The organism is Micromonospora sp. NPDC005367 (assembly GCF_040606825.1).
Lineage (GTDB): Bacteria > Actinomycetota > Actinomycetes > Mycobacteriales > Micromonosporaceae > Micromonospora.
The window spans coordinates 72,601-92,877 of record NZ_JBEXFP010000015.1 but is presented as its reverse complement, the minus strand read 5'-3'; the positions used below and the strand labels follow the sequence as shown (position 1 = coordinate 92,877).

Here is a 20,277-nt window from a genome sequence, read left to right as displayed (position 1 = left end):
GTCATTCGGAAAGCTTGAGATCCGCTGCGGCGAAGTCGGCGCGCAGCTGGGTGATCTCGTCGTCGGTGGCGTCGACCATCGGAGGCCGCACCGGCCCGGCCGGCAGACCGGCCGCCCTCAGGCCCGCCTTCACCAGGATGACTCCCTGGGTACGGAAGATGCCCGTGTAGATCGGCAGCAGCCGGCGGTGCAGGGCGAGCGCGGCGGCGTTGTCGCCCGCGTCGTACGCCTCGATCATCTGCTTGGTCAGTCCGCCGGTGAAGTGGGTGGAGGTGCCGACCACGCCGACCGCGCCAACAGCCAGGGCGGGCAGCGTGAGCGAATCCTCCCCGCTGTAGAAGGCCAGGTTGGTGCGGCTGGTCACCCAACTGGTCGCCGTCAGGTCACCCTTGGCGTCCTTCACCGCGACGATCCGCGCGTGCTCGGCGAGGCGCACCATCGTCTCGGCGGCGATCGGCACCCCGGCCCGGTGGGGGATGTCGTAGAGCATCACCGGCAGTCCGGTGGCGTCCGCGACGGCGGTGAAGTGTCGCAGCAACCCGCTCTGCGGCGGCTTGTTGTAGTACGGCGTCACCACCAGCAGCCCGTGCGCACCCGCCTTCTCGGCGGCCACGGCCAGCTCGATGGTGTGCCGGGTGTCGTTCGTGCCGACCCCGGCCACGACCTTGGCCCGGTCACCGACCGCCTCCGCGACGACCCGGATCAGGCGCTCCTTCTCCGCGTCGCTGGTGGTCGGCGACTCGCCGGTGGTGCCGTTGACCACCAGCGCGTCGTTGCCCTGCTCGTCGACCAGATGGTTCGCCAGCCGGGCGGCACCGTCGAGGTCGAGCTCGCCGTCGGCGGTGAACGGGGTCACCATGGCGGTGAGCACCCGCCCGAAGGGACGGGACACCGCCCGGCCGGGGGTGTCAGGGTGGTCGTGCGTCATCCTCTTAACCTAGCGGACGACCCGGGAGCACCCGCCGGGGAAGGGCTCAGGAGAGGTCTGTCCCCGCGATCGGCTTCACCGGGAGCTGCGCCGTCTCCGGCTTCCCGTGGGCTGTGGTGGTGGGCCGGGCCGCCGCCCGGGCCCGGCGGTGTGACGCCGGTCAGCCGGTCGCCTGCCCGGCGCACGGTCGTCGGGCCCGCGGGTCAGACGTAGAGGGACGTGAACGGGGTCCAGGGGAGATTGCGCAGCACCGAGAAGGCGAGCCAGGCGATCATGAACCCGCCGATCACCTTGTTGCTGATGCGCAGCTCCGGCAACCGCCAACCGAACGCCTGCCGACCCGCCCAGGCGACGAAGAGGTATGCCAGGAAGGGCAGCGCGAAGACGAAGGCGAAGTGGTGCCGGGCGGCGGCGGGCAGGTCGCCGTGTACGACGTACCAGAGCGCGCGGGTGCCGCCGCAGCCCGGGCAGTCCAGGCCGGTGGTCAGCTTGAGCAGGCAACTGGGCGCGGCCGTCGGATCCGACCGGGTCGGATCGCTGATCAACGTGTAGGCGATGCCCAACCCCACGCAGCCCAGCGCGGCCAGCGGCACGGCCCACCGGGGCGAGCGATCGTAGAGCCGGAGCACGAACCGGGTGAACCGGTCGGGCTCCGGCACCGGATAGGGCGGGTATGCCGCAGAGGCATCCACCGGCCAGCCGGCCGGTGCGGTCACACCGGGAGCCGCGACAGCTCCGTGAACCGCACCGGGTGGCGGGCTCGCGCCGCCGGGCGGCTGCGGTGGGACGGCGGGTCCGTCAACGCTCGTCACGCGATTCACCGTACACCTGCGACGCCGAGCAGCGCGGCGGCCAGCGGACCGGCCAGGTCGCCCGCGGCGGGCGGCGCCACCGCGTCGAGACCGAGCCAACCGGCGAGCCGGTAGAGCTCCGCAGCGAGCGCCACGGCGGTCTCGCCCGGGTCGGCGCCCGGCTCGACCCAGGCGGCGGGTACCAGCAGCGCGCGTGCCTTCCGGTCGGCCTTCAGGTCGACCCGGGCGGTGAAGCGCTCCCCCTGAAGGAAGGGGAGCACGTAGTAGCCGTACACGCGCTGCGGGGCCGGGACGTAGATCTCGATGCGGTAGCTGAAGTCGAAGAGCCGCTCGGTGCGGCTGCGCTCCCACACCAGCGGGTCAAAGGGGCTGACCAGGGTGTTGCCCCGTACCCAGCGCGGTAGCCGGGCCGAGGCGTGCAGCCAGGCGGGCTGTCGCCAACCCGTCACGGTGACCGGCAGCAGCTCGCCGGACTCGGCGAGTTCGGCGATGGCCTGCCGGGCCCCGGCGACCGGAAGGCGGAAGTAGTCGCGCAGTTCCGGTTCGGCGGCCACCCCGAGCGACCGGGCGGCCACCGCCACCAGCGTCCGGTACGCCTCGGCGTCGGTCGGGGTGGGGGCGTCCAGCGCCGCGGCGGGAAGTACCCGCTCGGGCAGGTCGTAGCGGCGGGCGAACGAGGTGGTGCGCTCGGCAGCGCTCACCTCACCGGCCCAGAAGAGGAACTCCAACGCCCGCTTCACCGCCGACCAGTTCCACCCCCAGTTGCCGGTCTCGCGGGGCGCGTCGTGCTCGATCTCGGCTGCGGTCAGCGGCCCCCGGGCGGCCACCTCGTCACGTACCCAGGCGACCAGCTCGGGCTGTTCCTGGGCGATCCGGCGCATGCCGCCCCAGGCCTCGCTGTGTGCCCGGGCCATCCGCCAGCGCAACGCCGCGTGCAGCCCGACCGGGACCAGGGACGCCTCGTGCCCCCAGTACTCGAAGAGATCGCGGGGCCGGCGGTAGGCCGCCGTGTCGAGCAGGCTGGTCGGGTAGGGCCCGAGCCGGCTGTAGAGCGGCAGGTAGTGCGCGCGTTGCAGCACGTTGACCGAATCCATCTGGATCAGCCCGACCCGGTCCAGCACCCGGCGCAGATGACGGCGGGTGGGCATGCCGGTGGGCGCGGGATCGGCGAAACCCTGGGCGGCGAGCGCCACCCGGCGGGCCTGGGCGAGCGAGAGCGATTCCGGAGCGGCCATCGCGGGCGACCCTAGCCCAACCCACCGACATCACGGCGCGGACACTGGACGGCTCACCCAAAGAGACATAGAACGGACGCGTGCTGACCATCCGTCCCGAGGAGCCCGACGACGCCGAGGCGATCGCCCGGGTGCACGTACGAGGCTGGCAGGCCGGTTACGCCGACATCATGCCGGACGAGGTGCTGGGCCGGCTGAACGTGACCGCCTGGGCGCAGCGCCGACGTGACCTCGGCACCGCCGCACCGGAGCACCCGTTCACCACCCTGCTGGCCGAGGCCGGCGACGCGGGGATCGTCGGCTTCGCCTCCTTCGGGCCGTACCGGGTCGACCAGGATCGGACCAACCTCGACCCGAGCCGCGGCGAACTTCTCGCCCTGTACGTCGACCCGGCGCACTGGGGCGACGGTACGGCGCGAGCCCTGTTCGCCGCCGCCTGTACGGGGCTGACGTCCCTGGGCTTCACCGGCTACCGGGTCTGGGTACTGGAGGAGAACCATCGGGCCCGGCGGTTCTACGCTCGCGCCGGGCTGTCACCGGACGGAGAGTGGACCACCTACCCGGTTCCGCTCAGCGGCGGGCGCCCGCCCGTCCGGCTCGTCGAGCTGCGGTACAGCGGACGCCTCGTCGCCTGATCCGGGCGGGACCAGCCAACGGCGGACCGGCAGGAAGGCCAGCAGCGCGAGGCTGATCCACACGTACGTGTTGCTGCCGAGGAAGCCGTCGGGCCCGGTGAAGTCCTGCTCCCAGGACCAGACGATCCGGCTGATCAGGAGGCCGTACCCGACGAACGCGGCGGCCAGCAGCAGACGGCGCCGCAGGGTACGGGCGGAAGCGGCCATCGCGTTGTCGACCAGGAGGATCAGCGCCGGCAGCAGCCAGACCAGGTGGTGCACCCAGGTCACCGGGCTGACCAGGCACATCACCGCGCCGGTCAGCGCCAGCCCGGTCGCCTCGTCACCGACGGCCGCGGCGACGCGGGACCGCCACGCCCAGAGGGCCAACGTGCCGAGTACCAGCACCAGCCAGACGAGCGTGCTCGGGTGCTCCGGGTCGAGCCGGGCCACCACCCCACGCAGCGACTGGTTGGAGACGAACGCCAACTCGCCGACCCGGCCGGTGTTCCACAGCGCCTCGGTCCAGAACTCCCGTGAGGCGTCCGGGAACAGCGCGGCGGCCACCAGGGTCGCCGCGGCCGCGGTGACCATCGAGGTGACGGCCGCCCGCCAGCGCCGGGTCACCAGCAGGTAGACGATGAAGACGCCCGGAGTCAGCTTGATCGCCGTGGCCAGCCCGATGCCCACGCCGGCCCAGCGGTTGCCGCGCGGGAGCAGCCGGAGCAGATCGATCGCGACCAGGAAGAGCAGCAGCATGTTGACCTGGCCGAAGTTGACCGTCTCGCGCATCGGCTCGTACGCGGCGGCCAGGCAGAGCGCCACGGCGAGGACGAACCAGCGGGTCCAGCCGGCCCGCCGGGAGATCGGATCGATCAGCCACCAGAAGAGCACCACGGTCACGACGACCGTGGCGGCCACGCTGACGACGATGGCGGCCAGCCACGGGAGGTACGCCATCGGCAGCATGACCAGGGCGGCGAACGGCGGGTAGGTGAAGCCGTACTGGGTCAGCGGCCGGAGGTAGTCGTAGATCTCCCCACCGTCGTGCACCCACCAGTTGAGCGCACCGTAGTAGACCTGGAGATCGAAGAAGCCGTGCCGGACGGCCGCGACGGAGAGGAAGGCGCTCACCGCGACGGCGAGCAGCGACACGCCCACCACCTGCGCGACCGTCCTACTGGCACCCTGCACGATCGCCGCCTCCCTCGCCCTGCGTAGGCTCACGTCCCATGGCTCTCGGGTACGTCCGCCCGGCGCGTCCGGAAGACGCCGGCGAGATCGCACGCATCCAGCTCGCGACCTGGCGGGTCGCCTATCGCCGGATCCTGCCCCGGCACGTCCTGGAGAACCTGGACGAGGCGTGGCTCGCCCGGCGGTGGACCGCCGCGGTGCAGGAACCGCCCTCGGACTCCCATCGGGTGCTGGTCGCCGTCGAACAGGCCGAGCAATCGTATCTTGTCGGGTTCGTCGCCTCCGGGCCCGCCGACGCCGAGGCGCTCGCACCGAACGAGCCGGCCGAGTCGCTCGGCGGCGGCGTCACGGCCGTCACCGATCTGCTGGTGGAACCACGGTGGGGCCGGCGCGGGCACGGCAGCCGGCTGCTCGCCGCCAGTGTCGAGCTGTGGCGTGCCGACGGCTTCGACCGTGCGGTGGCCTGGGCGTTCGACGGCGACGAGGCGACCCGCAAGTTCCTCACCAGCACCGGCTGGTCGGCCGACGGGGCGGCTCGCGCCCTCGACGTGGACGACATGCTGGTCCCCCAGCTCCGCCTGCACGTGGCGCTCGCCGCCGAGCCCGCCCCCGCCCCGCCCGCCCCGGCCACGCCGGTCGACTGAGCGACCCGCCGGCGGGCCCGGGGCGTTCGGTTCAGCCCTTGTCGGAGCCGTCGTTGGCGTCGCGCACGAAGTAGCGCTGGAACACCACGAAGATGATCGCCACGGGAATCGTGGCGAGCAGGGCGGCGCCGAGCTTGAGCGGGTACTGGCTGCCCTTGCCGAGCGATCCGCTGACCAGGTCGGCCAGACCGCGCGGCAGGGTGAACAGGTCCGGGTCCTGCACCGCCACGAGGCTGTGCGGGAACTCGTTCCAGGAGCCTTGGAACGACAGGATGGTCAGGGTGATCAGCGCCGGTTTCGCCATCGGCAGCACCACCGACCAGAAGGTGCGGAAGACGCTCGCACCGTCGATGCGGGCGGCCTCCTCGACGCGCACCGGCACCGACTCGAAGAACTGTTTCATGATGAACACGCCTGCCGCGTCGGCGAGCAGCGGCACGACCAGCCCGGCGTAGCTGTTGTACATGCCGAGCTGGTTGCGCACCAGGAACTTCGGGATGAGCAGCACCACCGGGGGCACCGCCATGACCGCGACGACCGTGGCGAAGAGCCAGCCGCGGCCGCGGAACCGCAAGCCGGGCCAGCGCGTACCCGGCCAGCGAGTCGAAGAACACCCGGCCGACCGTCACGAGCACGGTGACCAGCAGCGAGTTGCCCAGCCACAGCGGGAAGTTGGTGCCCGCGAAGATCCGCTCGAAGCCGGCCAACGAGAGCGGGTCGGGGAACGGTGAGAGCGGGTTGGCGGACGCGTCCGGCTCGGTCTTGAACGAGTTGCCGAGCTGGATCACGAACGGGTGGAGGAAGACCAGCCCGAAGAGGATCAGCGTGGCGTACCCCAGGATCCGGGAGGCCAGACCGCGGCCGGTGCGGCGCCGCCGCGCGGGTGTCGCCGCGACCGGCGGGCGGTCAGCACGGCCATGTCACGACCCTTCCGGTACGCGTCGACGCCACCGGCCGCGCCGCCGGTCGACCGGGTCTCGGTCGCTGATCACCCGACGCTGGATCAGGGTCAACACGATGATGATCAGGAACAGCACGAACGAGATCGCCGCGCCGGAGCCGTAGTCGAACTCCCGGAACGCGGTCCGGTACGACAGGTAGGCCGGGGTGAGGTTGGTCTTGGCGGGTTCACCCTGGCTCATCACGTACACCGTCCGGTTCCGCGACGGCGCCCTGGCCGCGCCGCCGATCGTGCTCGCCGAGGTTCAGGGGTACGCCCACGAGGCGGCGGTCAACGGAGCCCGGCTGCTGGACGCGTTCGGCCGCTCCGGCGGGGACCGCTGGCGCGAGCACGCCGCCGGGTTGGCGCGCCGGTTCCGGGCGGCCTTCTGGGTCGACGGGCCGTACGGGCCAGCGCCGGCGCTCGCGCTGGATCGCGACAAGCGGACCGTCGACTCGCTGACCAGCAACATCGGCCAACTGCTCGGCACCGGCCTGCTCAACGCGGAGGAAGAGTCGCAGGTGGCCCGGCTGCTCGGCACCGAGGCGCTGGCCGGCGTGTTCGGGCTGCGCACCATGTCCACCGACGACGCCGGGTTCAGCCCGCTGTCGTACCACAGCGGTTCGGTCTGGACGCACGACACCGCGATCGTGCTCGGCAACCTGGCCCGGGCCGGCTTCCGGGACACCGCCCTCACCCTCGCCGACGGCCTGCTCGGCGCGGCCGAGGCGTTCGACTACCGCCTGCCCGAGCTGTACGGCGGCGACGACCGCTCGCTGCTCGGCCGGCCGGTGCCCTACCCGGCGGCGTGCCGGCCGCAGGCGTGGGCCGCGGCCGGGGCGGTGCTGCTGCTCCAGGCCGCCACCGGGCTCTACCCCGACGTGCCCGCCGGCGCGGTCCGGCTCGCCCCGCTCGCCGGCGCACGGCTCGGCGCGGTCGCGGCGGAGCCGCCTGACGGTCGCCGGCGCCCGGGTCGACGTGGCGGTGGACCGGGCCGGGCAGCCGACGATCAGCGGCCTCCCGGCCGGCCTGACCGTCACGGTCGACGCGGCGCCGACCGTCCCGGCCCAGCGCCCCGCCCCCGCCGATCATCCCGTCGCCGACTGACCCACATCGTTGATCATGAGGTTGGCGGCTTCGATCTCTCGGATCGCCGTCAGCCTCGTGATCAGCGCTTCGGAGCGGACGAGGGCAGGGTGAGTTCGGCGATCACCTCGTCGTCCTCCACGGCACCGGTGGGCTGGAAGCCGAGGGACGTGTATAGGGCGGCGGCCGCCCTATTCTCCGGGTGGTACGACAGCCGCACCGGCGGCTCCCCGTCCCGAGCCGCCAGCCATCCGGCGAGCGTCGCCACGGTGGCCCGCCCGATCCCCCGACCCTGCTCAGCGGCATCGATGATCATGCCGCCGATCCAGTGTGAGCCGTCGCCGTCGACGCCCCACATGACGTGTCCGACGACCGTCTCGTCCGCGTACACGGCGAGGGACTTCCACACATCGCCACGCATCGTCAGCAGCAGGTACCGCGCGGCCAGCGCGGCCACCCAGTTCCGCTGGTCGTCACGGGGCGCCACATCGGCCACCACCCGCCAGTTGTCGTCGTCCACCGACCGCAGGGTGATGGCGCGCCTGTCCCGATCCCGGTGCCCAGCATCGATCACCGGGGCAGCCTAGAGGCGACCACGGTACGACAGCGAACGGTTTCCGCCGAGCGGCGCTCAGTCGAGCAGCGGGTCCAGGCCCACGGTGAGGCCGGGACGGTTACGCACCGCTCGCACGGCGAGCAGTACGCCCGGCATGAACGAGGCCCGGTCGTACGAGTCGTGCCGGATGGTCAGGGTCTCGCCGGTGGTGCCGAACAGCACCTCCTGGTGCGCGACGAGCCCGGTGGCGCGTACGGCGTGCACCCGTACGCCGTCGATCTCCGCACCCCGCGCGCCCGGCACCTCGTCCTTCGTGGCGTCCGGCACCGGGCCGAGGCCCGCCTCCGCGCGAGCCCGCGCGATCTGCCGGGCCGTGTGCGTCGCGGTGCCGCTCGGCGCGTCGAGTTTGCGGGGATGGTGCTGCTCGATGATCTCGACCGACTCGAAGTGCCGGGCGGCCCGCGCGGCGAACTGCATCATCAGCACCGCACCGATGCCGAAGTTGGGGGCGATCACGACGCCGACGCCGGGCCGGTCGGCCAACCAGCCGCGTACCCGCTCCAGCCGCTCCTCGGTGAAGCCGGTGGTGCCGACCACGGCGTTGATGCCCTGGTCGATGCACCACCGCAGGTTGTCCATGACCACGTCCGGGGTGGTGAAGTCCACGACCACCTGGGCGGCGGCGTCGGCGACGACCTGGAGGCCGTCGCCCTGGTCGATCGTCGCCACGAGGTCCAGGTCGGTGGCGGCGTCGACCGCCTTGCACACCTCGACACCCATCCGGCCGCGCGCACCCAGGACGCCGACCCGCAGCGGCTCGGCCGGGTTTGTCTCCTGCTCTTCACTCACGGGGCACAACCTATCCCAATCGGGACGCGACCGACCCCGGCGGGCGGCAGGTGCGGTCATCCCGAACCCGCACGTCGGGTCAGCCGATCGCGAAGTCGCCGGTACCGAACGGACCGACCACCGCCAGCGACATCGGCCGGGCGAGCAGGTCGGCGGCGAGCGCGTTGACGTCCTCGATGGTCACCGCGTCCACCCGGGCGAGCAACTCGTTCACCGGCATCAGGTCGCCATAGAGCAACTCCCCCTTGGCCAGCCGGCTCATCCGCGAGCCGGTGTCCTCCAGGCCGAGCACGAACGAGCCCTTCGACATGCCCTTGCCCCTGGCGATCTCCGCCTCGGTCAGTCCGTCGGCGGCCACTCGGGCCAGTCCGGCGCGGGTCAGTTCCAGGACCTCGTCCACCTTGCCCGGGGCGCAGCCGGCGTAGACGGCGAACAGGCCGCTGTCGGCGTACTGGCTGGCGTAGGAGTAGACCGAGTAGGCCAGCCCTCGCTGTTCGCGGATCTCCTGGAACAGGCGGCTCGACATGCCGCCGCCGAGGACGTTGTTGAGCACGCCGAGGGCGAACCGTCGATCGTCGATCCGGTCGATGCCCGGGCAGCCGAGGATGAGGTGCGCCTGCTCGGTCTCCTTCGTCTCCACCAGCGTGGCGGCGGGACGGGTGCGTACCGCCGGGGTTGCCGGACGGTGCGGCGCCGGAGTGCCCGGATCGGCGTCCAGCGGCGTGCCCTGCAGCGCCTGCCGGACCAGGTCCACCACCGCCGTGTGGTCCAGGTTGCCCGCGGCGGCGATGACGATCTGCGGGGCGGTGTAGTGCCGGCGGTAGAAGTCCTGGATCTGCGGGCGCGTCATCGCGGTGACCGTCTCCTCCGTACCGGAGATCAGCCGGCCCAGCGGGAGGTCGCCGTAGACGGCGCGGGCGAAGAGGTCGTGCACCTCGTCACCGGGCTCGTCGTCGTGCATGGCGATCTCCTCGAGGATCACGCCGCGCTCGGTCTCCACGTCTGCCGCGTCCAGCACCGAGTCGGTCACGAGGTCGCACATCACGTCGATCGCCAGCGGCAGGTCCTCGTCCAGCACGCGGGCGTAGTAGCAGGTGTACTCCTTGGTGGTGAAGGCGTTCGTCTCGCCGCCCACCGCCTCGATCGCCGAGGAGATCTCCAGCGCGCTGCGCTTGCGGGTGCCCTTGAAGAGCAGGTGCTCCAGGAAGTGCGCGGCACCGGAGTCCGGGCCGGTCTCGTCCCGCGAGCCGACCGACACCCAGATCCCGAACGACACGCTGCGCATCGCCGGGATCGCCTCGGTCAGCACGCGCAACCCGTTGGGGAGCACGGTACGTCGCACCGTGCCGCCCAGCGGGTCCTCGCTGATGGTCCGGGTATCCGCCCGGCCGGTGGCGCCGGAACGCGGTGTCCCGGCCGCCGCCACCTCCCGTCGACGCGCAGGGAACGGCGCACGCTGGGCCCGACTCACGCAAACCTGCTCTCACTTTGACGAGGGGTGGGTGGAACGAGAAAAAACCGGCCGGACGGCGCCCGCAGGGGGCACCGTCCGGCCGGTCGGTGATCAGCTGTGCCGGGTCCGACGACGCGGGCGCGACTCGCCGCCGCCCTCGCCACCTTCGCCGCGCTCCGAGCCGCGGCCACCGCGCTCACGGTCACCCCGCTCGCGCGGAGCCCGCTCGCGGCCGGCCGGACGCTCGCCATCGACGGCCTCCGGAGCGGCCGTCGGCGCCTCGGTGCCCTCGGGGCGCACCTTGTCGAGGTAGATCTTGCCGCGCTGGTCGATGTCGGCGATCTCCACCTCGACGCGGTCACCCACGTTGAGGAAGTCCTCCACCTTCTCGACCCGCTTGCCGTCGCCCACCTTGGAGATGTGCAGCAGACCGTCCCGGCCGGGCAGCAGCGAGATGAACGCGCCGAACGCGGCGGTCTTGACCACCGTGCCGAGGAATCGCTCGCCGGTCTTCGGCAGGGTCGGGTTGGCGATCGCGTTGATCCGGTCCACCGCCGCCTGGGCCGACGGGCCATTGGTGGCGCCGACGTAGATCGTGCCGTCGTCCTCGATGGAGATGTCGGCGCCGGTCTCGTCCTGGATCGCGTTGATGGTCTGGCCCTTCGGGCCGATCACCATGCCGATCTTGTCGACCGGGATCTTGACGGTCGTGACCCGAGGCGCATAGTCCGACATCTCGGCCGGAGCGTCGATCGCCGCCCGCATCACGCCGAGGATGACCTGCCGGGCCTCGTTCGCCTGCTGCAGCGCGGCGGCCAGCACGTCCGACGGGATGCCGTTGAGCTTGGTGTCGAGCTGGAGCGCGGTGACGAAGTCCGGCGTACCGGCGACCTTGAAGTCCATGTCACCGAACGCGTCCTCGGCACCGAGGATGTCGGTCAGTGTCACGTACTGGGTCTTGCCGTCGACCTCGTCGGAGATGAGGCCCATGGCGATGCCGGCGACCGGCGCCTTCAGCGGCACACCGGCGCTGAGCAGGCCCAGCGTCGAGGCGCAGACCGAACCCATCGAGGTGGAGCCGTTGGAGCCGAGCGCCTCGGAGACCTGCCGGATGGCGTACGGGAACTCCTCGCGCGAGGGCAGCACGGGGATCAGTGCCCGCTCGGCGAGCGCGCCGTGGCCGATCTCGCGCCGCTTCGGCGAGCCGACCCGGCCGGTCTCACCGGTGGAGTACGGCGGGAAGTTGTAGTTGTGCATGTAGCGCTTGGACTTCTCCGGGGAGAGCGTGTCCAGCGTCTGCTCCAAGCGCAGCATGTTCAGCGTGGTGACGCCCAGGATCTGGGTCTCGCCCCGCTCGAACAGCGCCGAGCCGTGCACCCGCGGCAGCACGCCCACCTCGGCGGTCAGCGGCCGGATGTCGCGCGGGCCGCGGCCGTCCATGCGGACCTGCTCGCGCAGTACGCGGTTGCGCACCTCGGACTTGGTCAGCGACCGGAAGGCGGCGCTGAGCTCCTTCTCCCGGCCCTCAAACCGACTGGCCAGCTCGTCGGCGACCCGGGCCTTGACCCGGTCCAGGGCCTCCTCGCGGTCGGCCTTGCCGGCGATGGTGATCGCCTCGGCGACCTCGTCACGAACCAGCTCGGCGACCGCGTCGTACACGTCGTCCTGGTAGTCCAGGAACACCGGGAACTCGGTGACCGGCTTGGCGGCGACCTCGGCCAGCTCGCTCTGCGCGCGGCACAGCTCGCGGATCGCCGGCTTCGCGGCCTCCAGACCACTGGCCACGATCTCCTCGGTCGGGGCGGTGGCGCCGGCCGAGATCAGGGCGACGGCGTTCGGCGTGGCCTCGGCCTCGACCATCATGATCGCGACGTCGCCGTCCTCCAGCGTGCGGCCGGCCACGACCATGTCGAAGGTGGCCCGGGCCAGCTCCTCCAGGGTCGGGAAGGCAACCCACTGGCCGTCGATGTGCGCAACCCGGGTCGCCCCGATCGGGCCGGAGAACGGCAGGCCGGAGAGCTTGGTCGACATCGAGGCGGCGTTGATGGCCACCACGTCGTACGGGTGCTGCGGGTCGAGCGCGAGGACGGTCTCGACGACCTGGACCTCGTTACGCAGGCCCTTGACGAACGACGGGCGCAGCGGCCGGTCGATCAACCGGCAGGTGAGGATCGCGTCCTCGCTGGGCCGGCCCTCCCGGCGGAAGAACGAGCCGGGGATCCGGCCCACGGCGTACATCCGCTCCTCGACGTCGACGGTCAGCGGGAAGAAGTCGAACTGCTCCTTCGGGTGCTTACCGGCGGTGGTGGCGGAGAGGACGACGGTCTCGCCCAGCTGGGCGATGACCGAGCCGGCGGCCTGACGGGCGAGGCGGCCGGTCGAGAAGGTGATCTCACGGGTGCCGAAGGACCCGTTGTCGATCACAGCGGTGCGGGATTCGGTGCCGAGGTTGGTCTCGGTCATGGTGCGGTAATGCTCCTTCGCATCGGAGGGCTCGCGACGCGGGAAGCTGATCAGACGGCCGGTCTTCGATCGAAGCGCCCGGGCCACGGCGGAATGCCGGGTACCCCGGGGGCCACTACCGGAGACCGGTACGCTGACCGGCTCCCTACTCGATTGGTCGCGCTGCCCTGTTCTCTTCCTGCGGTACCGGAGCGGGGGAGCGGCCGGATGGCCACTCCCCCGTCACGTCACCGACGCAGACCGAGCCGCTCGATGAGCGACCGGTAGCGGTTGATGTCCTTCTTCTGGACGTAGTTGAGCAGCCGGCGGCGACGGCCGACCAGCAGCAGCAGCCCACGGCGGCTGTGGTGGTCGTGCTTGTGCACCTTCAGGTGCTCGGTGAGCTCGGCGATCCGCTTGGTGAGGACCGCGACCTGCACCTCGGGCGAACCGGTGTCGCCCTCGGCGGTCGCGTACTCCGCACGGATCTTGGCCTTGGCTTCCTGGTCGAGCGCCATGTTCTCCCTGTTTCGATGGGTTGATCACTGATGTCCGTGACTCCGGTCGATGGACCGGAGTCGGACCGGCACCTCGCACCCGCGGCGTCGAGCAGGCACGCGAGGCCCCGTCGGCCATCCGACGTCCCCGCCAGACTACCAGCCGTGGCCCGGTCCGCCCGGCAAGGGCGGTGGGGTGGCACGCGGGCGGCCGCGCCGATACCGGAGCGACCCGCCGACCAGCGGTGCGCCGACCGAGCCGGGGCAGTCAGCCGAGCGCCTTGCGGGTCCGCTCCACGTCCTGCCGCATCTGCGCGATCAGCGGCTCGATCGAGTCGTAGCGGACCTGGCCGCGCAGGTGCGCCACGAAGTCCAGCGCCAGCCGCTCGCCGTAGAGATCACCGGAGAAGTCCAGGGCGTACGCCTCCACCCGCCGCTCCCGTCCGGAGAAGGTGGGATTGGTGCCGACCGACACCGCCGACATCAACGGCTCCCGCTGGCCCCGGCGGATCAGCCGGGCCGCGTACACCCCGTCGGCGGGGATCGCCGCGTACCGGTGGCAGAGCAGGTTGGCCGTGGGGAAGCCCAACTCGCGCCCGCGCTGGTCGCCACGGACCACCACGCCCTCCACCCGGTGCGGCCGGCCCAGCGCCGCCGCCGCCGCGCCGACGTCACCGGCGTCGACGCAGGAGCGGATGTACGTCGAGGAGAAGACCGTGCCGTCCGTGGACACCAGCGGCGCGCCCTCCACCGCGAAGCCGAAGGTCCGCCCCAGCCGCTCCAGCAAAGCAACGTCACCGGCGGCCCGGTGCCCGAAGCGGAAGTTGTCGCCGACCACGACCCGCGCCGCGTGCAGGTGCTCGACCAGCACGTCGTGCACGAACGCGTCCGCGGAGAGCCGGGAGAACTCGGGCGTGAACGGCACCACGCAGAGCACGTCGACGCCGAGCGCCTCGATCAACTCGGCCTTACGGGCCGGCTCGGTCAGCACCGCCGGGTGCGAGCCGGGCCGGACCACCTCGGCCGGGTGCGGGTCGAAGGTGACCACCACCGACTGCACGCCCAACTCCCGCGCCCGGGCGACGGTGTGACCGATGGTCGCCTGGTGCCCCCTGTGCACACCGTCGAAGACGCCGATGGTGACGACCGACCGCCCCCATCCACCGGGCGCCGCGTCGTACCCCCGCCACCGCTGCATGCCGCTCCTCCCCCTGCCTCCGGCACCGGTTCCCCGGCGCCCGCTGCCTCCATCAATGCCGGCGTCGGCCGGCTGCCGCCCGTCAGGCCGGAGCGAGCACGATCTCCGCCCGCGCCCGGCCCTCCCGCTCGCTGACGATAGCGATCAGGCCACCGGCCGGATCGAAGACGGCGTACGGACCGGCGATGCCGGCCGGGTCCAGCGGCCCGCCGTGCGAGAGCACCGCGGCCTCGGCGGCGGTGGCGTCCCGGCGTGGGAAGAACCGGTCGGCCGCCGCGGCGAGCGGCAGGTTGACCACGTCGGGGGCCCGCTGCTCCAGCTCGTCGAGGGTGGCGGCCTCCGCGAGGGAGAAGCTCCCCACCGCGGTACGTCGTAGCGCCGTCAGGTGTCCGCCCACCCCGAGCGCGAGGCCCGCGTCCCGGGCGATGGCCCTGATGTACGTGCCGGACGAGCAGGTGACGTCCACGTCCACGTCCACCACGTCGGGCTGGTCCCGCCGGACGGCGAGCAGTTCCAGCCGGGAGACGGTGACCCGGCGGGCCGGCAGCTCGACGGTCTCCCCCTCGCGCACCCGCTTGTACGCCCGCTGCCCGTTGATCTTGATGGCGCTGACCGCACTGGGCACCTGGTCGATCTCGCCGGTCAGCGCGGCGAGCGCGTCCCGGACGGCCTCGTCGGTGACCTGACCGGCGGGGACGGTGCGGACGACCTCGCCCTCGGCGTCGTCGGTGACTGTCGCCTGCCCGAGCCGGATGGTCGCGGTGTAGCTCTTACCTGCACCGATCACGTAGGTGAGCAACCGGGTGGCCCGGCCCACTCCGATGACCAGCACACCGGTCGCCATCGGGTCGAGCGTGCCGCCGTGCCCCACCCGCCGGGTCCGGGCCAGGCGGCGGATCCGCGCCACCACGTCGTGCGACGTCATGCCGCCGGACTTGTCCACCACGATCAGGCCGTCTGCGCTCACGGCCGCCAAGCCTGCCAGAAGCCACCGGCGGGCAACGCGTCGACACCGTGGTCGGCGGCGGACGTCACCGCCACCGCCGGCCAGCCGAGTCCCGTTTGGTCGGCGCCGGCCGTGACCGAACGCTGATCAGCGGACCGCGCCGACGACCGCCCAGCCGCCGGAGCGCAGCCGGAGCAGCAGCGCGACCAGGCGCAGCACCACGAAGAGGGTGAGGCCCGCCCAGATCCCACCCAGCCCGAGGTCGAGCCCGTAGGCGAGCCAGATCGCGGGGAGGAACCCGCCCAGCGCCGCCACCACGGCGAGGTTGCGCAGGTAACGCACGTCGCCCGCGCCGATCAGCACGCCGTCGAGGGCGAAGACCACCCCGGCCAGCGGCTGCATCGCGACGAACCACGGCCACGCCACCATGGCCTGGTCGCGTACCGACGGGTCGGAGCTGAACAGGGACGGCACAATGCCGGCTCCCGCGCCGATCAACACCGCGAAGGCCACCCCGCAGACGCCGCCGAGCAGGCCGATCCGGCGGGCCAACGCACGGGCGCCGGCCTCGTCGCCAGAGCCGAGCGCCGCGCCGACCAACGACTGCGCGGCGATCGCCAGCGCGTCGAGGACCAGCGCGGTGAAGAACCACAGCTGCAGGACGATCTGGTGCGCGCCCACCGCCGCCGTGCCGAAGCGGGACGCAACGGCGGTCGCGGAGAGGAAGCTGGCCTGGAAGGCCGCACCCCGGATCAGCAGGTCCCGACTGAGCGCCAACTGCTGGCGGATCAGCCGGGGGCGGGGCCGCAGCGAGACCCGCTCGTGGGCCAGCGCGGCGGCGAAGAGCCCACCGGCGAGGGTCTGGGCGAGGACGTTGGCCATCGCCGAGCCCGCCAGGCCGAGCCCTGCCGGGTAGACCAGCAGCGGGCAGAGCACCGCGGAGAGCAGGTTGGGGCCGAGCACGAAGAGCAGCGGGCGGCGGGTGTCCTGGACGCCGCGCAGCCAGCCGTTGCCAGCGGCGGCGAGCAGCAGTCCCGGGGCGCCCAGCGCCGCGATCCGCAGCCACTGCGCGGCGGCGTCGGCCACCTCGCCGGGAGCTCCGACGAGGGTACGCGCCAACGGCCCGCCGCCGAGCTGCATGGCCACGGCGACCAGCACGCCGACGCCGAACGCGAGCCAGGACGCCTGCACGCCCTCGGCCACTGCGGCGGCCCGATCCCCCGCGCCGAACCGGCGGGCCGATCGCCCCGTCGTGCCGTACGCCATGACGGTGCCGAGCCACACGGTGAGCGACATGACCGTGCCGCCGACGGCGAGCGCGGCGAGCGGTTCCTGGCCGAGGTGACCGACCACCGCGGTGTCGACCAGGACGTAGAGCGGCTCGGCGGCGAGTACGACGAGCGCCGGGAGGGCGAGTCCGGCGATCCGTCGCGCGGCGACGGTCGGGGCGGGGGCGGTCTGTGTCATCGCCGCCGATCCTGGCATGGGCGGCGTAAGGATCGCAATACCGGTGGGCACTTACCAGTCGCGCGCGGCCCGCGTTGATCGACTCCGCTTCCACGAAGCCGGGGTGTCACCTGCCAGGTATTGCCCCGACTTCCATGACCTCGAGTCGATCAACCGAAGCCGACAGGTCGGGCACGGGCTCGCCGGCCTCCGGAAAAGGTGGTGACGCTGCCGGCGCGGGGCGTCGGCAGCGTCATCGCCGGCCGGTACGGGTCACTGACGGGTGTCCATCGACGTCTGCAGTGCGCGGCGGGCCTGCTCGCGGGCCTCGTCGACGGGCTTGGGCTCGGGCTTGGGCTTGCTCTGCATCGTGGTGCTCCCTTCCAGGGCGTGAGCCACCGGCGAGCGGCGGCCGGCACGGGGCGATCCTGCGAAGCACCGCTGCGGCGGTCCGGGGTCACCGGAGCGGCCGGTCGGGCGGCGCGGGCCCGGGTCTGTCGACCCTGGAAGGAGGCGGGACCGGGTGCGGCACCACCCCCACGGCCTGCGCCGATGGGCACGACGCGAGCCGTTTCCCAAATTAGCGTTCAGTCAGCCGGGTCGCGTGCGGTTCCCGACATTCGGACGGTCAGGACTGCGCCGTCAACGCGCCAGGAAGTGCCAGCCCAGCCACCACCAGAAGCCGAAGAGTCCGATCCGGCCCACCGGCACCGATCCCACCTCGTAGCGCATCACGTACGCACACAGCTCGCCGAGGGTCGGGATCCGGGAACCCTCCCGGCGGGCCAGCCACTCCAGGACGGCGAAGAACGCCAGCGCGCTGAGGAAACCACCGATGGCCAACGCCCGCATCATCGCCGCACCAGTTCCCAGAACGCGCCCAGCCAGGCGAACCAGGCCACCGAACGGATCAACTGGCCCTCGATCAGCGGATCGGCCAACCGGGAGAAGGTGGGGAAGTCGTCGCCCGCCGCGACCACGAAGGTGACGCCCTCGAAGACCCCGAACACCACGATCGGCAACACCCACCAGACGGCGCCCGAGCCGAGCCGGGTCGGGGCGGGCCGACGTGGCACCCGATTGCTCAGACCGAGCCAGATCAGTAGGCCGCCGGTGCCGAGGACGTAGAGATTGGCCTCGGTGGAGAAGGAGGCGAACCGGCCACCCACCAGTGAGAGGCAGGCCAGCACCGGTATGGAGAAGGTGGGACGGTCCCAGGCGCGCGGCGCCTCGACAGTGAGCTCGCGGGGCTGCTCCATCCCATGATTCTCCCTGCGCCCGCCGCCCGCGCAAAGGCCGGCGGCACCGCAACACGCGGTGCCGGGCCGACGAGGGCGATGCGCCCGGGCCGAACCCGGATCAGGAAGCGGCGGACCGGATCACGGCGGCGTCGAGCTGCCCGCGGATACGTTCGACGACCTCCTCGGCCGTACCCCGTCCGGTGAATCCGGCGGCGAAGCGGTGCCCGCCGCCGCCCAACGCGAGCGCCACACGGCTGACGTCCACCCCGCCCTTGCTGCGCAGCGAGACCGCCCACTCGCCGGGCGCGGTCTGCTTCAGCACACAGCTGACGTCCGCCTCGGCCGTGCAGCGCACCGAGTCGATCAACGCCTCGAGGACGTACGGGCGCTGATCGTGCCGGGCCAGATCGTCGAGGGTCGCCCAGGTCCAGACCAGCCCTCGGCCGCCGGCCGGGGCCGGCTCGAGCCGGGCCCGCCCGAGCACCTCGCCGAAGAGCCGCACCGCACCGAACGGGCGGGTGTCGAAGACCCGCCGAGAGATGTCGCCGGGACGGATCCCGGTGGCCAGCAGTCGCGCGGCCAGGTGGTGCACCGCCGGAGTGGTGGCCTCGAAGCGGAACGAACCGGTGTCGGTGGTGAGCGCGACGTAGAGGCACTCGGCGATCCCGGCGTCCAACCCGACGCCGAGCCGGGCCAGCAGCTGCTCGACGACCACCGAGGTGGCGGCCGCGTGCGGGTCGACCAGGTTCACCCCGCCGAAGCGGGTGTTCGAAGCGTGGTGATCGAGCACCAGCGACGCACCTGCGGTGTCCAGACGGTCGACCAGCTCACCCAGGCGCGACTCACTGGCCGCGTCGAAGCAGATCACCAGATCCGGATCCGGGTACGCCTCGGTCGCCGGCACCAGCAGGTCGAGCCCCGGCAGGCCCTGGAACGGCACGGGCACCTCCGGAGGGCCCGGGAAGGTCGCCTGCACTCCGCGTACGGCGAGCCGGCGCAGACCCAGCGCGAAGCCGAGCATGCTGCCCAGGGCGTCCCCGTCCGGATTCACGTGGCAGATCAGCAGTACCCGCGCGTCGGGCGACAGGTTCCGCAGCAGCGACTCGGCAGCCGCCCAGTCGCCCGCGCCCGGGCCGGAGTCGACCGGGGTCGCCTCGACGACGGCGGCCGTGCCGGACGACCCGCTCACCGCCGTTCCCCGCCGGCTGGCGGGTTGTCGGCCTCGGCGTCCTCGGTGTCCTCGGTGTCCTCGGTGTCCTCGGCGCCCGCCTCGTCGTCCTCGTCGAGCCGGTACGGCTGGGCCTCACCGGCGTACTGGGCGCCGGCGGCGATCCGCTGCACCTCGGCGTCGGCGCTGCGGGCCGCCGCGAGCAGGTCGTCGATGTGCTTCACCTGGTCCTGGACGTCGTCGAGGACGAAGGTCAGGGTCGGCGAGTGCCGCAGCCCGAGAGCCTTGCCCACCGTGCTGCGCAGCATGCCCTTCGCGCTCTCCAGCGCGGCGGCCGTGCCGGCCTGCGCGGCGGCGTCGCCGAGTACGGTGTAGAAGACCGTGGCGTCGCGCAGGTCAGCAGTGATCCGGGCATCGGTGATGGTGATCATGCCGAGCCGCGGGTCCTTGATCTGGCTCCGCACCACCGACGCGACCAGTTCGCGCACCCGCTCCGCGTGCCGGCGTACCTTGGCCGGATCCGTCATCTCGCCACCTCCACGGTGTCCCGCTCCCGGCCGGGACACGGCCACCTGACGCGCCGCCGGCCCGACCGGCCAACATCTCGAACACTACCCGCGCGGTCTCCCCCGGCGCGCGGAGCCGGGGGCGGCGCCACCGAGGGGACGACACCGGCCGTGGCCGCAGTTCAGTCGTCCTCGCCGTAGAGCCGACGACGGACCGACAGCAGTTCAATCTCGGGGCGGCCGACGACCAGGCGCTCGCACGAGTCGAGCACCTCGCGGACGTGCGACGCCTCGGCGGCCACCACGGCCACCGCCACCTGTGCCCGACCGTGCAGGTCGAGCGCCCCCACCTCGGCGGCGGAGACCTCGAAGCGGCGCAGTGCCGCGACGATGGGTCGTACGTATGATCTCTTCGCCTTGAGCGACCGGGAGTCGCCGGGCAGCAGCAGGTCGAAGACCGCGGTTCCGGTGAACATCGCCCCGGACGATACCCGCAGTCCACCCCGCATGATCAAGGGGTTT

General features: G+C 72.4%; 22 protein-coding genes. 2 read left to right on the top strand and 20 right to left on the bottom strand.

What is annotated here, in order from left to right; all coding sequences use genetic code 11:
* Nucleotide 1: 1 nt before the first annotated feature.
* From dapA to ABZS42_RS13530, 3 genes are all read right to left on the bottom strand, one after another.
* Entirely contained in the window at nt 2–928 is a 927-nt protein-coding gene (gene dapA, locus ABZS42_RS13540) for a 4-hydroxy-tetrahydrodipicolinate synthase (RefSeq protein WP_355144904.1), read from the bottom strand.
* Nucleotides 929–1,131: 203 nt separating this feature from the next.
* Nucleotides 1,132–1,644: a DUF2752 domain-containing protein gene (locus tag ABZS42_RS13535; protein WP_355144991.1), complete on the bottom strand. Its 513-nt coding sequence runs from the start codon at nt 1,642–1,644 to the stop codon at nt 1,132–1,134.
* Between the two features lie 101 nt (nt 1,645–1,745).
* Entirely contained in the window at nt 1,746–2,975 is a 1,230-nt protein-coding gene (locus tag ABZS42_RS13530) for a crosslink repair DNA glycosylase YcaQ family protein (protein ID WP_355144902.1), read from the bottom strand.
* 80 nt (nt 2,976–3,055) lie between these two features.
* Here ABZS42_RS13530 and ABZS42_RS13525 point away from each other — a divergent pair, with 80 nt between their 5' ends.
* Complete coding sequence (locus ABZS42_RS13525) at nt 3,056–3,610, top strand: GNAT family N-acetyltransferase (RefSeq protein ID WP_355144900.1); 555 nt, start codon at nt 3,056–3,058, stop codon at nt 3,608–3,610.
* On the opposite strand, the gene ABZS42_RS13520 is transcribed toward ABZS42_RS13525, so the two are convergent.
* On the bottom strand, nt 3,509–4,786 hold the full coding sequence (locus ABZS42_RS13520; protein ID WP_355144989.1) for a glycosyltransferase 87 family protein: 1,278 nt from the start codon (nt 4,784–4,786) through the stop codon (nt 3,509–3,511). The two genes, ABZS42_RS13525 and ABZS42_RS13520, sit on opposite strands and share 102 nt — an antisense overlap.
* A gap of 35 nt (nt 4,787–4,821) precedes the next feature.
* On the opposite strand from ABZS42_RS13520, the gene ABZS42_RS13515 reads away from it, so the two are divergent.
* Complete coding sequence (locus ABZS42_RS13515; RefSeq protein WP_355144898.1) at nt 4,822–5,427, top strand: GNAT family N-acetyltransferase; 606 nt, start codon at nt 4,822–4,824, stop codon at nt 5,425–5,427.
* A 31-nt stretch (nt 5,428–5,458) separates the two neighbouring features.
* Here ABZS42_RS13515 and ABZS42_RS13510 read toward each other — a convergent pair whose 3' ends face one another.
* The 16 genes from ABZS42_RS13510 to ABZS42_RS13435 all read right to left on the bottom strand — a co-directional run bounded on the left by ABZS42_RS13510 (nt 5,459) and on the right by ABZS42_RS13435 (nt 20,231).
* The gene (locus ABZS42_RS13510; RefSeq protein ID WP_355144896.1) at nt 5,459–6,001 is read right to left on the bottom strand and encodes a carbohydrate ABC transporter permease; all 543 of its coding nucleotides are present in this window, start codon (nt 5,999–6,001) and stop codon (nt 5,459–5,461) included.
* 346 nt (nt 6,002–6,347) lie between these two features.
* Nucleotides 6,348–6,569 (bottom strand): hypothetical protein, encoded by a 222-nt coding sequence (locus ABZS42_RS13505; RefSeq protein ID WP_355144894.1) that lies wholly within the window; start codon nt 6,567–6,569, stop codon nt 6,348–6,350.
* 63 nt (nt 6,570–6,632) lie between these two features.
* Nucleotides 6,633–7,055: a hypothetical protein gene (locus ABZS42_RS13500; RefSeq protein ID WP_355144892.1), complete on the bottom strand. Its 423-nt coding sequence runs from the start codon at nt 7,053–7,055 to the stop codon at nt 6,633–6,635.
* A 480-nt stretch (nt 7,056–7,535) separates the two neighbouring features.
* Entirely contained in the window at nt 7,536–7,949 is a 414-nt protein-coding gene (locus tag ABZS42_RS13495; RefSeq protein WP_355144987.1) for a GNAT family N-acetyltransferase, read from the bottom strand.
* A gap of 135 nt (nt 7,950–8,084) precedes the next feature.
* Nucleotides 8,085–8,858 (bottom strand): 4-hydroxy-tetrahydrodipicolinate reductase, encoded by a 774-nt coding sequence (dapB, locus tag ABZS42_RS13490; protein ID WP_355144890.1) that lies wholly within the window; start codon nt 8,856–8,858, stop codon nt 8,085–8,087.
* Nucleotides 8,859–8,937: 79 nt separating this feature from the next.
* Complete coding sequence (locus tag ABZS42_RS13485) at nt 8,938–10,329, bottom strand: pitrilysin family protein (RefSeq protein WP_355144888.1); 1,392 nt, start codon at nt 10,327–10,329, stop codon at nt 8,938–8,940.
* Between the two features lie 93 nt (nt 10,330–10,422).
* Entirely contained in the window at nt 10,423–12,774 is a 2,352-nt protein-coding gene (locus tag ABZS42_RS13480; RefSeq protein WP_355144886.1) for a polyribonucleotide nucleotidyltransferase, read from the bottom strand.
* Nucleotides 12,775–13,001: 227 nt separating this feature from the next.
* Entirely contained in the window at nt 13,002–13,271 is a 270-nt protein-coding gene (gene rpsO, locus ABZS42_RS13475) for a 30S ribosomal protein S15 (protein WP_043962418.1), read from the bottom strand.
* 247 nt (nt 13,272–13,518) lie between these two features.
* Entirely contained in the window at nt 13,519–14,448 is a 930-nt protein-coding gene (locus tag ABZS42_RS13470) for a bifunctional riboflavin kinase/FAD synthetase (RefSeq protein ID WP_355144883.1), read from the bottom strand.
* An 82-nt stretch (nt 14,449–14,530) separates the two neighbouring features.
* Nucleotides 14,531–15,415, bottom strand: a complete 885-nt coding sequence (gene truB, locus ABZS42_RS13465) for a tRNA pseudouridine(55) synthase TruB (protein ID WP_355144881.1) — start codon at nt 15,413–15,415, stop codon at nt 14,531–14,533.
* A 126-nt stretch (nt 15,416–15,541) separates the two neighbouring features.
* Nucleotides 15,542–16,861: an MATE family efflux transporter gene (locus ABZS42_RS13460; protein WP_355144879.1), complete on the bottom strand. Its 1,320-nt coding sequence runs from the start codon at nt 16,859–16,861 to the stop codon at nt 15,542–15,544.
* A gap of 621 nt (nt 16,862–17,482) precedes the next feature.
* Nucleotides 17,483–17,692 carry a DUF6186 family protein gene (locus ABZS42_RS13455; protein ID WP_355144985.1) on the bottom strand — a complete coding sequence of 70 codons (210 nt, stop codon included), beginning with the start codon at nt 17,690–17,692 and terminating at the stop codon, nt 17,483–17,485.
* The gene (locus tag ABZS42_RS13450) at nt 17,692–18,099 is read right to left on the bottom strand and encodes a hypothetical protein (protein WP_355144877.1); all 408 of its coding nucleotides are present in this window, start codon (nt 18,097–18,099) and stop codon (nt 17,692–17,694) included. The genes ABZS42_RS13455 and ABZS42_RS13450 overlap by 1 nt, the downstream gene beginning before the upstream one ends.
* 100 nt (nt 18,100–18,199) lie before the next feature.
* The gene (locus ABZS42_RS13445) at nt 18,200–19,180 is read right to left on the bottom strand and encodes a bifunctional oligoribonuclease/PAP phosphatase NrnA (protein ID WP_355144983.1); all 981 of its coding nucleotides are present in this window, start codon (nt 19,178–19,180) and stop codon (nt 18,200–18,202) included.
* Between the two features lie 86 nt (nt 19,181–19,266).
* On the bottom strand, nt 19,267–19,776 hold the full coding sequence (gene rbfA, locus ABZS42_RS13440) for a 30S ribosome-binding factor RbfA (protein WP_355144875.1): 510 nt from the start codon (nt 19,774–19,776) through the stop codon (nt 19,267–19,269).
* A 161-nt stretch (nt 19,777–19,937) separates the two neighbouring features.
* Nucleotides 19,938–20,231 (bottom strand): DUF503 domain-containing protein, encoded by a 294-nt coding sequence (locus ABZS42_RS13435; RefSeq protein ID WP_355144874.1) that lies wholly within the window; start codon nt 20,229–20,231, stop codon nt 19,938–19,940.
* Nucleotides 20,232–20,277 lie beyond the last annotated feature (46 nt).